Source organism: Paracoccus subflavus (assembly GCF_004310345.1).
Lineage (GTDB): Bacteria > Pseudomonadota > Alphaproteobacteria > Rhodobacterales > Rhodobacteraceae > Paracoccus > Paracoccus subflavus.
This window is the reverse complement of sequence record NZ_SISK01000010.1, coordinates 1-13217: the sequence shown is the minus strand read 5'-3', so window position 1 is coordinate 13217 and position 13217 is coordinate 1. Positions and strand designations below refer to the sequence as shown.

Sequence of the window (13217 nt, the reverse complement as noted above, 5' to 3'; positions counted from 1 at the left end):
CTTCTATCGGAATGAAAAGTCTTGGCCTGTCCTGTCAGTTCCCTTGCATCCTTTCAACCGGCAATGACCTTTTCACCCGCCTGCGCCAGGATCGTGGCCAGGTCGTCGAACCATCCTTGCGCCGGGGTCGAGGCGCGGCGCAGCAGCATCACCTGCCGCGAGGGCTGCGGTTCGGGAAAGGCCACAACCGACAGGCCGGGGGCCGCAGCCTGTTCCTGCCGCACGGCGATCTGCGGCAGAAAGGTCAGACCCATCCCCTGCGCAGCCAGCCTGCACAGCGTGGACAGCGACGCGGCCCCCAGATCCAGCCGCGCTGCGCCTCTTCCCAAGCCGCATACCTCCAGCGCCTGGTCGCCCAGGCAGTGCCCCTCGTCCAAAAGCAGCAGCCGTCCCGGATCGAGATCGCGCGGGCCGGGATGCAGACTGCCGAACCGCGCGATCTGGTCGCGGCTGCCGGCCAGCCAGAAACGGTCGGTGAACAGCGGCACCGCCACGAGATCAGCCGTATCCGGCGCCGTAGCCGTCACGGCCGCGTCCAGCCGCCCCTGCGACAGTTCCTCGACCAGCCGGTCGGTCTGAGCCTCGCGCAGATGCAGGTCGCGGCCAATGTCGCGGGCGCGCAGGATCGGCAGCGCCTCGGGCAGCAGATAGGGGGCGACCGTCGGAATCATCCCCAGCATCAGCCTCCCGCCCCGCCCCGGCTGGCGCATCGCCTGTTCCAGTCCCGCCATGGCAGCCATCACCAGCCGCGCCTGTTCGGCCAGGGCGCGGCCCTGAGGAGTCAGAACGACGCCCGCAGGGGTGCGTTCCACCAGGGCCGTGCCGATGTCATCCTCTAGGGCACGGATCTGCATGGACAGGGCAGGTTGAGTCACATGCATTTCCTCGGCAGCGCGCGTGAAATGCGTGTGCCGGGCCAACGCCAGAAAATAGCGCAATTGCCGCAGGGTAATGTTCATCAGGAAGCCTTATTCTGCGGGTCAGTTATTCCAATTTTACATTATCACCCTGCTGTGTCACCCATTCGTTCAGCCAATTTTCAGGAGGTTTTCATGACCCAGGACCGTAGCCGCCCCCGTTTGACCACGACCGCCGGTGCGCCCATCGCTTCCAATCAGCACAGCGAAACAGCAGGCGACCGCGGCCCGGTGCTGATGCAGGATTATCAGTTGCTGGAAAAGCTGGCACACCAGAATCGTGAACGCATCCCTGAACGGGTGGTCCATGCAAAAGGCTGGGGTGCCTTCGGCACCTTCACCGTAACGCAGGACATCACACGCTATAGCTGTGCCTCGATCTTCGGCCAGGTGGGCAAGGCCACCCCGATGCTGGCTCGCTTTTCGACCGTCGCCGGAGAGATGGGCGCCGCCGATCACGAGCGCGACGTCCGTGGATTCGCCCTCAAGTTCTATACCGATGAGGGCAACTGGGATCTGGTCGGCAACAACACCCCTGTGTTCTTTGTCCGCGACCCGCTGAAGTTTCCGGATTTCATCCACACCCAGAAGCGTCATCCCCGCACCAATCTGCGCAGCGCAACCGCCATGTGGGATTTCTGGGGCCAAGTGCCCGAATCGCTGCACCAGGTGACGATCCTGATGTCGGATCGCGGGTTGCCGCAGGATCCGACCTTCATGGACGGCTTCGGCAGCCACACCTATTCCTTCTGGAACACCGACGGCGAGCGTTTCTGGGTAAAGTTCCACTTCAAGACTCAGCAGGGCCATCGTCATTATACCAATGCCCAGGCCGCCGAGATCATCGGCCATACGCGCGAAGGCTATCAGGAGGCGCTGTTTGGCAAGATCGACCGCGGCGAGTTTCCCCGCTGGAAAATGTTCGTCCAGATCATGCCGGAACTGGATGCGGAAAAGACCCCTTACGATCCCTTTGACCTGACCAAGGTCTGGCCGCATGGGGATTATCCCCTGATCGAGGTGGGCGAATTCGAACTGAATCGCAACGCCGACAACTATTTCGCACAGATCGAACAGGCGGCCTTCAGTCCGTCGAACAAGGTTCGCGGCATCGGCTACAGCCCCGACAAGATGTTGCAGGCCCGTGTCTTCAGCTATGCCGACGCGCATCGCTATCGCCTTGGCACACATTACGAACATCTGCCGGTGAACGCCCCGAAATGCCCGGTCCATCACTATCACAAGGATGGGCAGATGAACTTTTACGGTCAGGTGACCGGCAGCACGGATGCCTATTACGAACCGAACAGCCGGGGCGGCGCAGTGGAAGACCCGTCCTTTACCGAACCGCCGCTGCGTCTGGCCGGCGTGGCCGCACGCCAGCCCCACCGGCAGCTTATCGACGATTACGAACAGCCCCGCGCCTTGCATGACCGCGTATTGTCCGATGAGGAACGCGCGCGACTGTATCGCAACATCGCCGCCGCCATGGAGGGCGCGGACGAGGACGTGGTTGACCGGGTATTGGTTCACTTCGACCGCATCAGCCCCGCCTATGGGGCCGGCATCCGGGCTGCACGGGCAGAAAAGGCGGCGCATCGCCACGCCGCCGAGTAAACCTGTACCAAAGGAAAAGGGGCCGAGTGCCCCTTTTTCGTCAACCGATCAGGCGCGATCCACTGCCATAGGTTTCCTGATAATGGCGTTCCAGCCGCATCAGCGCCAAGCGCAGCACGATCTTTCCCGACCGCGCCGACCAGCCCAGGCGACGCTCGGTCATTTCGATTCCTTCCAGGAAACAGCAGACCCGCAGCACGATGTCGCCCATGCCGGGGCCAAGATCGCGCAGCGCAACCGCCACCCGGTCGCGGGCCGATTCGGACCCCCCGCGATAGCCTCCGCCACTGCGGCTGACATCGATCCCCGAGGTCATGAAGCCGGTCCAGTTCTGCGTGACCCGCGGCCCCATCTGCGCCAACTCGAAATCCTCGCGAAGACGCTCTCCTGCGCCGACCATTCCGGGCGTCAGGAACGGCGTGCCGTCATTGTCGCGACGGCGCGCCAGAAGAAGCAGAGGGCTTTCGGCAATGTTGACGCGCGCACGGCGGCGGCGGCGCCCGTCTTCGGGATCGGGGACGATCCGGCTGTCCCAGACACGATGTTTTTCCGCATGGTCAAAGCCTGCCGCGGCCTCGGCCATGCCCAGATCGTTGTCGTTGGCCACGGGCCGGGCATCGGTGAAATCGGCGGGGCCGGGCACCGCCTTGCGCTGCCGGGGCGAGCGCAGCATCCGGCGCAGCGCCTCGCGGCCTGCGGGGGCAATGGCATAACGCTGCACCCGGCCCGGCGCAGCCGACGGCAGTACCCATCCGTTCAGCGCCATGAGTTCGGCGATCCAGCGGTCCAGAACGGCGGTTCGGATATCGTCGCGGCTGATGATGGCACGGTCCATGCCCTCGGCCGTCACAAGAACCGCGCCCGGTTCGGCCAGACGCCGCAACAGGCGCATCGCTTGCCGGTCGTCCAGAATTCCCCGCCGTTCGGTACCCTCGGTCAGGGCTCCGTCCACCAGCGGATCGTCGCGCCGAGCCTCGAAGCGGCGTATCCGGCGCAGGATCGTCGAGGCATGGCAGCCCTCGGCCCGCGCCAGGGCGCGGATCGACTGGCCCTGCTCCACATGGCGCAGGTAAAGGCGCGCGTCGTCCGGCAGATTGTCCTGGGGAATGGCTGCCTCGGATGGCGAACGGTGCTCCGCGGCAAAGCTGTCGATGGCGAAATCACCGGTCAATAGCGTCATGTCTGGTCCCTTGTCATCCTGGGCGGCTAAGGAACTGAACCACCCTGGGTTGCGTTAAGCGTGGTTAATGAAACGGCTGCTAACCAGCAGATAGCCGCAACATTCCCTAACAAACCCTAAAGATGCGTTGCCTCAGCGCACGCTGCGACAAGACGGCAGGCAACACCCGCAAAGGTTGTGTGAAGCTGATCGGACCAACCAGAATGGGACAGTCTCGATGAGCTACATGCCGAATGTCGTCGCCTTTCGCCCCCGCCCTGTGACCGCGCCCCTCCGCCGTCCCAGCGTGCTGATCCGTGCCGCGCGCGAAGGCCAGTCCGGCTGGCGGCGCGAACGGGATCTGAAGCGGCTGTTGCGGTCCGACCGCTGTCCCGCCCCCGGCACGTCCCTGCCCCGGCTTCGCGCGGAAGAGGCAGTCATGAACGATGCCCGTCTCCAGCGACTGGCGGAATACGACATGCATCGTCATGTTCTTCTGATGATCGCGATTCTGGCGGAAATGCGCGCCGCCGTGGCCGATGCGCCTGCCCCGGTCCGCACGGGCTTGGGCCTCGGGGCGGCGATGCTGGCCTCGGTCGGGTCGGGGCTCAGCGTCCCCGCAGCAGCGATCCCAGCACGCCCCTGACGATGGCCTGTCCCGACTTCGTGCCCAGTTGCCGGGCAAGACTTTTGCCAAAGGTTTCGACGATCGAGTCGCTGCGCGATGACCGACCGCGCGGCGGCTGGATATCCTCGCGCGGCTCGGATCGGCGGGCGTTGCGGTATTCGCGGCGGTCCATGTCGAACAGCCCCGCATCGTCTGCAGGGGCCTGGCCTTGGGCCGTTGCAGCCCCGGCGGCCCGCCGGGCCAGAATTTCGTGGGCCGAATCGCGGTCGATCGTGCGGCCGTATTTCAGGCCCATGGGGGATGCGCTGATCAGCTCGGCCCGCTCGGCGTCCGAAACCGGTCCCATGCGGCTGAAAGGCGGGCGGATCAGGGTACGTTGCGCGATGCCCGGCACGCCCTTTGCCTCGAGCAAGGAGGTCACTGCCTCGCCGATGCCGACATGCTGGATGGCGTCGGCCGTGTCGAATTCAGGATTGGGGCGGTAATTCTCGGCGGCCATGCGCAGGGCCTTCTGATCCTTGGGGGTAAAGGCGCGCAGCGCGTGCTGGATGCGGTTGCCAAGCTGGCCCAGAACCCTTTCGGGAATATCGGCCGGGTTCTGGCTGACGAACCACAGGCTGACGCCCTTGGACCGGATCAGCCGTGCGACCTGTTCGACCTTTTCCACCAGAATCCTGGGCGCGCCATCGAACAGCAGATGCGCTTCGTCAAAGAAGAACGCAACGCGCGGGCGATCGGAATCGCCCACCTCGGGCAGTTGCTCGAATAGCTCCGACAGCAGCCACAGCAGGAATGTCGCATACAGCCGGGGCGACGTCATAAGCCGGTCGGCGGCAAGGATATTGATCATCCCCTTGCCTGATGCATCCTGCCGGATCATATCGGCCAATTCCAGCGCCGGCTCGCCGAACAGCCGGTCGCCGCCCTGATTTTCCAGGACCAGCAGCGCTCGCTGGATGGCGCCAACGCTGGTCGTGCCGACATTGCCATATTGCAGCGACAGGTCGGCCGCGTTTTGGCCGACCCAGACCAGCAGGGCCCGTAAGTCCTCGAGATCCAGAAGCGCCAGCCCCTGCGCGTCGGCCACCCGAAAGGCAATGTTCATCACCCCTTCCTGCGCCTCCGTCAGGCCCATCAGGCGCGACAGCAGCAGCGGCCCCATCTCGGCAGGCGTCGTGCGGACGGGGTGGCCCTTGTCGCCCCAGACATCCCAGAACGTCACCGGAAACGCCTGATAATCCAGCATCAGGCCGATCTGCGCGGCCCGGTCGGCGAAGGCCTGATGGTGCGTGCCATCCCCGCTGCCGGGCTGCGCCATGCCGGCCAGATCGCCTTTTACATCGGCAAGAAACACCGGGACTCCCGCCAGGGACAGGCTTTCGGCCAGCGTTTGAAGCGTCACGGTCTTGCCGGTGCCCGTGGCCCCTGCGATCAGGCCATGGCGATTTGCGTATTTCAGCAGCAGCGCCTGGGGAACCGCGTGATCCTGCCCGGCACCGCCGACGAAAATCGTGTTCGCGGTTCCATCCACAACGCCAGCCATGCCTGTCCCCATTCGTGGTGTTGCCGAATGCCGCGATCCGGCGTTCGCCGCGACAATACTATTTTAAGACCTTCATGCCAGTATGGGAATCGTTCGGCATCCACGGTCGTTGATGCGCGAACCTTCCTCCCTGTTGGACTGCCGCGCCTTCGGGCGCGGCTTTTTTCATGGCCGGACCTGCCCGACTGGACAGTTGACGGACGGAGGCTGCGAGACTAGCGTGCCCATCAATGATGACCGGCCAGTCCGGCAGGGGGAATGCGCCAAGGGCGCCAGGGTCGTGGTTCATCCACGACCCTTTCCAATTCCAGCCACGGACCACTATCGGCCAAGGTCCGATGAGATTTCCCTGACCGGCAAGGATTCGCACGGTCAAGGCTTGGTGAAGGCCGGGCGCCGATCGCCGCCTGACAGCGCCGATGGGACATGCTAGGCCGCGTGGACGCATTCAGCAAAGGGATCACATTGACCATGCCGATCAAACCCTCGCAGGCCCTTCTGGCCGCGCTTGCCCTGGTTGCAGTTCCGGCCTTCGCACAGGATGCCGCATCGCCAGAACCTGCCGGGCAGCCTGCCCAGGAGACTCAGGACGCACCGGCTGGGGAAGCACCGGCTGCCCCCCAGGCTCCGGCAGAGGCGGCGCCGGCGCAAGGGGAACCGTCCGCCCCGCCAGCTTCTGACGCCCCGCCAGCTTCTGACGCGCCGCCGGCTGCCGACGCGGCCGCCGCGCCTTCCGACAACGCCGATCCGCAGGTCGGGCAGTATTACGCCAAATCCACCGACGACGACTGGACGACCCGCTGCCTCAAAGCCGAACAGGGCAAGGATCCTTGCGAACTCTATCAGTTGCTGCAGGATGACGAGGGCAATTCGGTTGCCGAAATGACCGTCATCCCGCTGACCAATGGGGATGTCGCGGCCGGCGCCACCCTGGTTGCGCCGCTGGAAACCGACCTGATCCAGGGGCTTGGCTTTGCCGTCGGCAATGCCGAACCGAACGGTTATCCCTTCAGCTTCTGCGCGCCGGTAGGCTGCGTGTCGCGTCTGGGCTTTACAGAAGCCGAAGTCACGGCATTGAAGCGCGGCAGCACGGCAACCGTCAGCCTGCTGCCCTTTGGCGGGGATCGTGAAAACCCGGTCCGCCTGACCGTTTCGTTGTCGGGATTCACCGCAGCCTTCGACGCCTTGGCGGCCTATGCCGCCGAACCGGTCCCGGCGGCCGATGCCCCAGAAACGGAAGCGCCGGCGGCGGAAGCCCCTGCGGCCGAAGCACCCGCCGAGGATGCGCCGGCCGACTGAGCAGCCAGCCGGCCGCGCCCCCGATCGGGGCGCGGCCATGCCCCTTATACGATCAGATGCGTCGCAGCGCGATCACTGCGTTCAGGCCGCCAAAGGCAAAGGCATTGGACAGCACGGCGTCCACACGGGCCTCTCGGGCCTCGTTCGGAACCACGTCGAGGGCGCATTCCGGGTCGGGTTCCTGATAGTTGATGGTGGGCGCGATCACGCCATCCCTCAGCGCCATGATGCAGGCCAACAGTTCGACCGCACCGGTGCCGCCGATGATATGGCCATGCATCGCCTTGGTGGACGAGATCATCAGCCGGTCGGCATGATGGCCGAAGGCATGGGCCACGGCGGCGCATTCCGTCTTGTCGTTGGCCGCCGTACCGGTGCCATGGGCATTGATATAGCCCACGCTTTCGGGATTCAGCCCTGCATCCTTCAGCGCCCCGGTGATCGCCCGTTCCGCCCCCTGGGCCGAGGGCATGACGATGTCCTGCGCGTCAGAGGACATGGCAAATCCCACCACCTCGGCCAGGATGTCGGCGCCGCGCGCGCGGGCGTTTTCGTAATCCTCGAAGACAAAGACGCCCGCGCCTTCGCCCTGAACCATGCCGTTGCGGTTGGCGGAAAACGGGCGGCAGGCATCCCTGGACATGACGCGCAGCCCCTCCCACGCCTTGACGCCGCCGAAACACAGCATCGCCTCGGATCCGCCGGTCAGCATGACGCGCGCAGCCCCCGACCGAACCATCTGGAAGGCCAGGCCCATCGCGTGGTTGGAACTGGCGCAGGCGGTCGCCACCGTAAAGGCCGGCCCGCGGAGGCCGAATTCCATGCTGACATGGCTGGCGGCGGCGTTGTTCATCAGCTTGGGCACCACAAAGGGATGGACGCGGTTCTTTCCTTCCTCATAGACGGCGCGATAGTTTTCGTCCCAGGTGTTCAGCCCGCCGCCCGCAGTGCCCAGGACAACCCCTGAACAAAGGCCCAGTTCGCCCTGGAAATCCAGTCCAGACTGGGCGACGGCCTGCTTGGCCGCCAGCAGGGTGAACTGGGTGAACTTGTCGTAAAGCAGGATCTGCTGGCGGTTGAAATAATCCTCGGCCCGCCAGTCGTGGACCTGTGCACCGATCTGGATCGACAAGCGGTCAACATCCTGGAAATCAAGCTGGCTGATGCCGCAGCGCCCTTCGCGAAAGGCCGTCAGGGTGGCGGGCACATCGTGGCCAAGCGCATTGATCGTGCCCGCCCCGGTGATGACGACCCGGCGTCCGCCATTGCCCGCGGCGCGGCTGGTGCTGTCCAGGGTCATGCGGCCTTTTGCGCCACCAGACGTTCGACCGCCGCCATGATGGTTCCCATGGTCGAGATGTCGAAGTCGGACTTGTCGGGTTCGTTGGCGTTGAAGGGAATGGAAATGTCGAACTCCTCCTCCAGCGCAAAGATGGACTCGACCAGCCCGAGGCTGTCGATGCCCAGTTCGGTGGGGGTGGAATCGTCGGAAATCTGCTCGGGCTCCAACATGGCCTGTTCGGCGATGATCGCCCGGATGCGGTTTCTGATCTGGTCGTTCATGACGCCTCCTGCTTCAGCCTTTTTCCAACAGCCGTGTAACAGCTTCCTGAAGTTTTGCCAGTTGTTGCGCAAATCGCGGCAACCGGCGCATGGCCTTCTGGATCTCCATCTGCGTCTCCATCCTGACGGCCGGATTGCCCAGGATCACCCGCCCGGCGGGCACGCGGGTGAATATCTTGCTGGCCCCGCCCGCGATCACGTCGTCGCCGATTTCGATATTGTCGTTTACGCCGACCTGCCCGGCCAGAACCACACGGTTGCCCACCCGCGATGATCCGGCGATGCCCACCTGCGAACACAAAAGGCAGTCGTCACCCACCACGACATTGTGGCCCAGCATCACCAGATTGTCGATCTTGGTGCCGTTGCCGACGCGGGTCGCGCGGATCGTGCCGCGGTCGATGGTCGCGTTGGCGCCGATCTCGACATCATCGCCGATCTCGACCCCGCCCAGCGAATGGATGCGGGTCCAGTGCTGCTGCCGGATCGCGTCGCGGCTGCCCAGGGTGCGGCGAATCTCCTCGATCCCCGATTCCTCGGGCGTGACGAAGGAAAAGCCGTCGCCACCAATCACGGCGCCGGGCTGCACGATCAGCCGATCGCCTGCCGTGACGCCGTGGGCGATGCGGACGCCCGCGTGGATCAGCGCGTCATCGCCCACCGCCGTTCCCCGCCCGATCGACACATGGGGCCCGATCCGGGCGCCCTGTCCGATTCTGACGCCCGCGCCGATCACCACGAACGGCCCGATCGCCGCATCGGGCCCGATGGTCGCCGACGGATCGACGATGGCCGTGGGATGAATGCCGGGTGCGATGCCGGGACCGGGATCGAAGGCCCGCGTCAGCCCCGCCATCAGCAGGCGCGGCCGCTGCGCAAGGATTGCCGCCCTCAGGCCCAATGCCTCGGGGTCCATGCCCTCTGCCAGAATCGCGATGCTGCCGGGCTTCAGGGCGGCGGCATATTTCGGAGCCATGGCCATGGCGATTGTGCCGCCCTGGGGTCCGACCGGATCGGTGGCGGCGGGTTCGGCTGCGCCCGTCACCGGCAGGTCCAGATCCCCCCAAGCCCGTGCATCCAGTGCCTGCGCCAGTTCGCGAACGGTGATTGCCATGGATCGCCCCCCTGTCGGAAAGCGATCTAGTCGGTTTGACCGCCGTAATCCAGCCCGGCCTAATCCAGCCCGGCCTGCCGGATCGCGTCATAGACCGCCGCATCGCGGCCATAGACATCGTCAAAGCGCCGGATAGTGCCCGTGGCATCCGGGAAGGCGGTGAAATAAACCAGATGAACCGGCACGGCAGGCGTCAGCTTCAGCCAGGCCTCGGACCCGCGATCCAGGGCGCGATGGAACATGGCGCGAGGATCGTCAGTCTGGATCGACAGAAGATTATAGGCAAGATCAAAGGGATCGCCGATCCGGATACAGCCATGGGAATAGGCGCGCGAGGCATTCTGGAACAAATGCTTGGTGGGTGTATCGTGCAGATAGATGTTCCAGGGGTTGGGAAAGATGAATTTGACCAGCCCCAGGGCATTATCCTCGCTGGGTTTCTGGCGCATCCGATAGGGGAAGGTCGCGGCCGTATAGCGACCGAAGTCGATCCGATCACGCGCGATCACGTTGCCGTTGCCGTCCACCACGTCCAGATGGGATACGGCGTGCCGGTTGGCCTGCAACTGGGGCAAATATTCCTTGACGGTGATCGAGCGGGGCACATTCCAGCGGGGATTTGGCACGACATATTCGATCTCGTCCGAGAATTCGGGGGTCTGCCGGTCCCGTTCGGCACTGCCGACGACGACACGGGTGCGAAACACCTCGGTCCCGTTCTCCATGATCCGCGCGCTGAATTCGGGAATGTTCACCCAGACATGACGGGCCTCCAGGTCATCAGCTCCCATCCACCGCATCCGTTCAAGCGCGACGATGATGGCGCGGGCTCGATCGTCATCGGGCGTGTCGCCATTCAGGCGACCGATGGTTCGGGGCCCGGCGATTCCATCCGGCGGCAGGCCCACGGTCCCTTGATACTGGGCCACCGCATCCGCCAAAGCCGCGTCGTAAAGGCGCGGATCCGCGGCCGGGACCACAAACCCGAGGCTGTCCAACCGTGCGCGCAGGGCCAGAATGGCGTCGTCCCGCATTCCGGTCCGCCAGAGACCCTCGAGGATGCGGGGCAAACCTGCCGGAACCCTGGCATCGTCGCCGGCCGACAAGGCCTGCTGAAGGGCGCGATAGGCCGGATGGCGAGGCTGCAGTCCCTCAAGGAAGCTGGCCGGATCATCGGAGGCTGCAAAATCTCGCATCAGATCCGGAATTGGTGGCCGCCGAACCTCGCGCCGGATCAGCGGATCGACGGTCGAGGGGCTGACGACGCCCCCTGTCATGTCCCGAAGATAGCGTGCCAGAATGCGGGCATGGCCCACCTCATCGGCGAGGGGACCGGGAACACCGGGCATCGATCGGACACCATAGCGTTCGGCAGCAATCCCATGGGAGGGGGCCCGGGCAATCGCCCCCGCCAGAGCCTGCCGACGCAGTGCGCCCTGGGGTCCATCGAAAAGCGGGCGCTGTCCGTAGGCGCCATAGAAAGAGGCAAGATCGGGAATCGGCGCGACGGCCTGGGCCAGAGCCATCTCCTCAGCCGAGAAATCCAGGCGTGGCGCCGAGGCAACACCCATGGCAGGGCTGACAGCCAGGGAATGCTGAGCAACCGCAGGTTGCGTGAACGTGCTCAGCGCAAAGACCGCAAGGACAAGCCCATGCCACATACCAGCACCCCATTCCAGATAACCGATGCTTGCATGAAAACCGTCATTATTCTAGTGATTACAGGGCTTTTTAAGGAAATCGCCCAGGCCGTTGCGCAGCCGCCACAGGGGCCGGGCAATCTTGCCACAAGCGGCCGCCATCGGCAAAGAACCGCTTAAATGCAGTCCCTCGACTCTCTTGCAACACGAATCTGGTTTTGACCGCACGGTCTTTTGACATATTGTTAAGAAGCCGGGGATAACCTCGGCGGCGTCGCATCGAATGTGGCGGAAAAAGACGATACGGGACAGGCGATCTGACATGACATTCGACCTTCTTTCGCGCCGCAGCCTCCTTGGTGCATTCGCGGCCACAACCGTTGCGGCAGCCCCCGTCATGGCGAACGCCTTCGGGTTGCTGCGAGGCGCGGGCGACATGCGCCGCATCCGCATGTATTCGGGCCGGACGGGCGAAAGCTTGGATACCGTTTACTGGGTGGACGGTCGGTACATCCGCGAGGCGCTGAACGAGATCAACATCTTCATGCGCGACTGGCGCACGGGCGAGGCGATCGGCATCGACCCCCGGGCGGTCGATGTCGCAGCGGCCTCTCATCGGCTGCTGCAAACCAATGAACCCTACATGATGCTGTCGGGATACCGGTCGCCGCGCACCAACGCGATGCTGCGCCGCAGTTCCAGCGGGGTGGCGCGAAATTCCCTGCACATGGTTGGCAAGGCAGCGGATCTGCGGCTGAAGTCGCGTTCGGTGAACCAGATGTACCGGGCCGCCTTGTCGTGTCGCGCAGGCGGGGTCGGCAAGTATTCGCGGTCGAACTTCGTTCACATGGATTGCGGTCCGGTCCGCAACTGGGGCGCCTGATCGTCACTGGACCCATGATCGCCGGACCTGCGCCGCACGCACCCGCGTGCGGCGTTTTTGCATGACATCGGGACACAGGCTCTGCCAAGCCGCTTGACGGCGCCCTTGCGCTCATCAAGGCTTTGGCCATGACCAATATCGAAGGTAATCCAATGGTTCCCATGACGCGCCGCTACCGAACCGCCAAGAAGATCCAGGCGGCCGCGGTGCGCCTGGCCGTGCAGGACGGCGTTGCGAATGTCACGACCGAGGCCATTGCCCGCGAGGCGGGAATCAGCACCCGGACCTTTTTCAACTACTATCCCTACAAGGAAGCGGCCATGATGGGGCCGCCGCCCGACTATCCCGCCACGGCATCCGAGGAATTCATCAAGGGCAAAGGCATCCTGATCGAGGATCTGGACCGCCTGATCGCCGCGCATCTGTCGCGGTTCATGGATGAACGGGACATGCTGCGCCATATCCTGATCCTGGCCGATACCGACCCCAAGCTGGACGCCCTGCGCAATTCCACCGTTCTGTCGCGCCGCGCGCAGATGCGAGACCTTCTGCATCGCCGCTGCCCCGAGGCGAAGCCCGCGCAGATCGAGATCCTGGCCGCCGCCATTGTCGCCGCGACCAATGCCGCCACAAAGGCCTGGGCACGTGGCGAGGTCGAGGATTTCCTGGCAACCGCGCGCGAGAACCTGTCGCTGATCCAGTCTGCCGCCGCCATGCTGGGGCAACGGTCCGACTAGGGTCCAGCCTCATAACCACCACGTGACGATAGCGGCGAGGGCTATGGCTGCGGTGTAGGTGCAGGCGAGCTTGTCGTAGCGGGTGGCGACGCGGCGGAAGTCCTTGATGCGACAGAA

13 protein-coding genes and 1 pseudogene are annotated in these 13217 nt (G+C 64.5%); 6 read left to right on the top strand and 8 right to left on the bottom strand.

Features of this window, described 5'->3' with window-relative positions; genetic code table 11:
* Positions 1-53: 53 nt before the first annotated feature.
* The gene (locus EYE42_RS12740) at positions 54-959 is read right to left on the bottom strand and encodes a hydrogen peroxide-inducible genes activator (protein ID WP_130991702.1); all 906 of its coding nucleotides are present in this window, start codon (positions 957-959) and stop codon (positions 54-56) included.
* A 93-nt stretch (positions 960-1052) separates the two neighbouring features.
* Between EYE42_RS12740 and EYE42_RS12735 the strand changes: the two genes are divergently transcribed.
* A complete protein-coding gene (locus EYE42_RS12735; RefSeq protein WP_130991701.1) occupies positions 1053-2534 on the top strand; it encodes a catalase in 1482 nt (493 codons plus the stop codon).
* 40 nt (positions 2535-2574) lie between these two features.
* On the opposite strand, the gene EYE42_RS12730 is transcribed toward EYE42_RS12735, so the two are convergent.
* Positions 2575-3714 carry a DUF6456 domain-containing protein gene (locus EYE42_RS12730; RefSeq protein WP_246020787.1) on the bottom strand — a complete coding sequence of 380 codons (1140 nt, stop codon included), beginning with the start codon at positions 3712-3714 and terminating at the stop codon, positions 2575-2577.
* A gap of 217 nt (positions 3715-3931) precedes the next feature.
* Between EYE42_RS12730 and EYE42_RS12725 the strand changes: the two genes are divergently transcribed.
* The gene (locus EYE42_RS12725; RefSeq protein ID WP_211657944.1) at positions 3932-4339 is read left to right on the top strand and encodes a DUF6477 family protein; all 408 of its coding nucleotides are present in this window, start codon (positions 3932-3934) and stop codon (positions 4337-4339) included.
* Here EYE42_RS12725 and EYE42_RS12720 read toward each other — a convergent pair.
* Positions 4302-5864, bottom strand: a complete 1563-nt coding sequence (locus tag EYE42_RS12720) for a helicase HerA-like domain-containing protein (RefSeq protein ID WP_130991700.1) — start codon at positions 5862-5864, stop codon at positions 4302-4304. The genes EYE42_RS12725 and EYE42_RS12720 overlap by 38 nt on opposite strands.
* A 471-nt stretch (positions 5865-6335) precedes the next feature.
* On the opposite strand from EYE42_RS12720, the gene EYE42_RS12715 reads away from it, so the two are divergent.
* Positions 6336-7163 carry an invasion associated locus B family protein gene (locus tag EYE42_RS12715; RefSeq protein ID WP_130991699.1) on the top strand — a complete coding sequence of 276 codons (828 nt, stop codon included), beginning with the start codon at positions 6336-6338 and terminating at the stop codon, positions 7161-7163.
* Positions 7164-7215: 52 nt separating this feature from the next.
* Here EYE42_RS12715 and EYE42_RS12710 read toward each other — a convergent pair whose 3' ends face one another.
* Genes EYE42_RS12710 through EYE42_RS12695 form a run of 4 tightly spaced genes read right to left on the bottom strand, consistent with a single transcriptional unit; the run spans position 7216 to position 11366 of the window.
* Positions 7216-8463 carry a beta-ketoacyl-[acyl-carrier-protein] synthase family protein gene (locus EYE42_RS12710; RefSeq protein ID WP_130991698.1) on the bottom strand — a complete coding sequence of 416 codons (1248 nt, stop codon included), beginning with the start codon at positions 8461-8463 and terminating at the stop codon, positions 7216-7218.
* Positions 8460-8726: an acyl carrier protein gene (locus tag EYE42_RS12705; RefSeq protein WP_130991697.1), complete on the bottom strand. Its 267-nt coding sequence runs from the start codon at positions 8724-8726 to the stop codon at positions 8460-8462. The genes EYE42_RS12710 and EYE42_RS12705 overlap by 4 nt, the downstream gene beginning before the upstream one ends.
* A 13-nt stretch (positions 8727-8739) precedes the next feature.
* Positions 8740-9840: a UDP-3-O-(3-hydroxymyristoyl)glucosamine N-acyltransferase gene (locus EYE42_RS12700; protein WP_130991696.1), complete on the bottom strand. Its 1101-nt coding sequence runs from the start codon at positions 9838-9840 to the stop codon at positions 8740-8742.
* A 59-nt stretch (positions 9841-9899) separates the two neighbouring features.
* Complete coding sequence (locus tag EYE42_RS12695) at positions 9900-11366, bottom strand: L,D-transpeptidase family protein (RefSeq protein ID WP_246020785.1); 1467 nt, start codon at positions 11364-11366, stop codon at positions 9900-9902.
* Positions 11367-11492: 126 nt separating this feature from the next.
* Between EYE42_RS12695 and EYE42_RS16025 the strand changes: the two genes are divergently transcribed.
* From EYE42_RS16025 to EYE42_RS12685, 3 genes are all read left to right on the top strand, one after another.
* Complete coding sequence (locus EYE42_RS16025) at positions 11493-11660, top strand: hypothetical protein (RefSeq protein WP_165455787.1); 168 nt, start codon at positions 11493-11495, stop codon at positions 11658-11660.
* 142 nt (positions 11661-11802) lie between these two features.
* Positions 11803-12363: a peptidoglycan L,D-endopeptidase MepK gene (gene mepK, locus EYE42_RS12690; RefSeq protein WP_130991694.1), complete on the top strand. Its 561-nt coding sequence runs from the start codon at positions 11803-11805 to the stop codon at positions 12361-12363.
* Positions 12364-12491: 128 nt separating this feature from the next.
* Complete coding sequence (locus EYE42_RS12685) at positions 12492-13100, top strand: TetR/AcrR family transcriptional regulator (RefSeq protein ID WP_130991693.1); 609 nt, start codon at positions 12492-12494, stop codon at positions 13098-13100.
* A 9-nt stretch (positions 13101-13109) separates the two neighbouring features.
* Here EYE42_RS12685 and EYE42_RS12680 read toward each other — a convergent pair.
* Positions 13110-13217: pseudogene (locus EYE42_RS12680) on the bottom strand (IS5/IS1182 family transposase); the annotation flags it as partial.

Bases quoted from the DNA above. Each gene is read 5' to 3' on its own strand.
- EYE42_RS12740 (WP_130991702.1), bottom strand. From the start codon at position 959: ATGAACATTACCCTGCGGCAATTGCGCTATTTTCTGGCGTTGGCCCGG.
- EYE42_RS12735 (WP_130991701.1), top strand. From the start codon at position 1,053: ATGACCCAGGACCGTAGCCGCCCCCGTTTGACCACGACCGCCGGTGCG.
- EYE42_RS12730 (WP_246020787.1), bottom strand. From the start codon at position 3,714: ATGACGCTATTGACCGGTGATTTCGCCATCGACAGCTTTGCCGCGGAG.
- EYE42_RS12725 (WP_211657944.1), top strand. From the start codon at position 3,932: ATGAGCTACATGCCGAATGTCGTCGCCTTTCGCCCCCGCCCTGTGACC.
- EYE42_RS12720 (WP_130991700.1), bottom strand. From the start codon at position 5,864: ATGGCTGGCGTTGTGGATGGAACCGCGAACACGATTTTCGTCGGCGGT.
- EYE42_RS12715 (WP_130991699.1), top strand. From the start codon at position 6,336: ATGCCGATCAAACCCTCGCAGGCCCTTCTGGCCGCGCTTGCCCTGGTT.
- EYE42_RS12710 (WP_130991698.1), bottom strand. From the start codon at position 8,463: ATGACCCTGGACAGCACCAGCCGCGCCGCGGGCAATGGCGGACGCCGG.
- EYE42_RS12705 (WP_130991697.1), bottom strand. From the start codon at position 8,726: ATGAACGACCAGATCAGAAACCGCATCCGGGCGATCATCGCCGAACAG.
- EYE42_RS12700 (WP_130991696.1), bottom strand. From the start codon at position 9,840: ATGGCAATCACCGTTCGCGAACTGGCGCAGGCACTGGATGCACGGGCT.
- EYE42_RS12695 (WP_246020785.1), bottom strand. From the start codon at position 11,366: ATGGCTCTGGCCCAGGCCGTCGCGCCGATTCCCGATCTTGCCTCTTTC.
- EYE42_RS16025 (WP_165455787.1), top strand. From the start codon at position 11,493: ATGCCACATACCAGCACCCCATTCCAGATAACCGATGCTTGCATGAAA.
- mepK (WP_130991694.1), top strand. From the start codon at position 11,803: ATGACATTCGACCTTCTTTCGCGCCGCAGCCTCCTTGGTGCATTCGCG.
- EYE42_RS12685 (WP_130991693.1), top strand. From the start codon at position 12,492: ATGACCAATATCGAAGGTAATCCAATGGTTCCCATGACGCGCCGCTAC.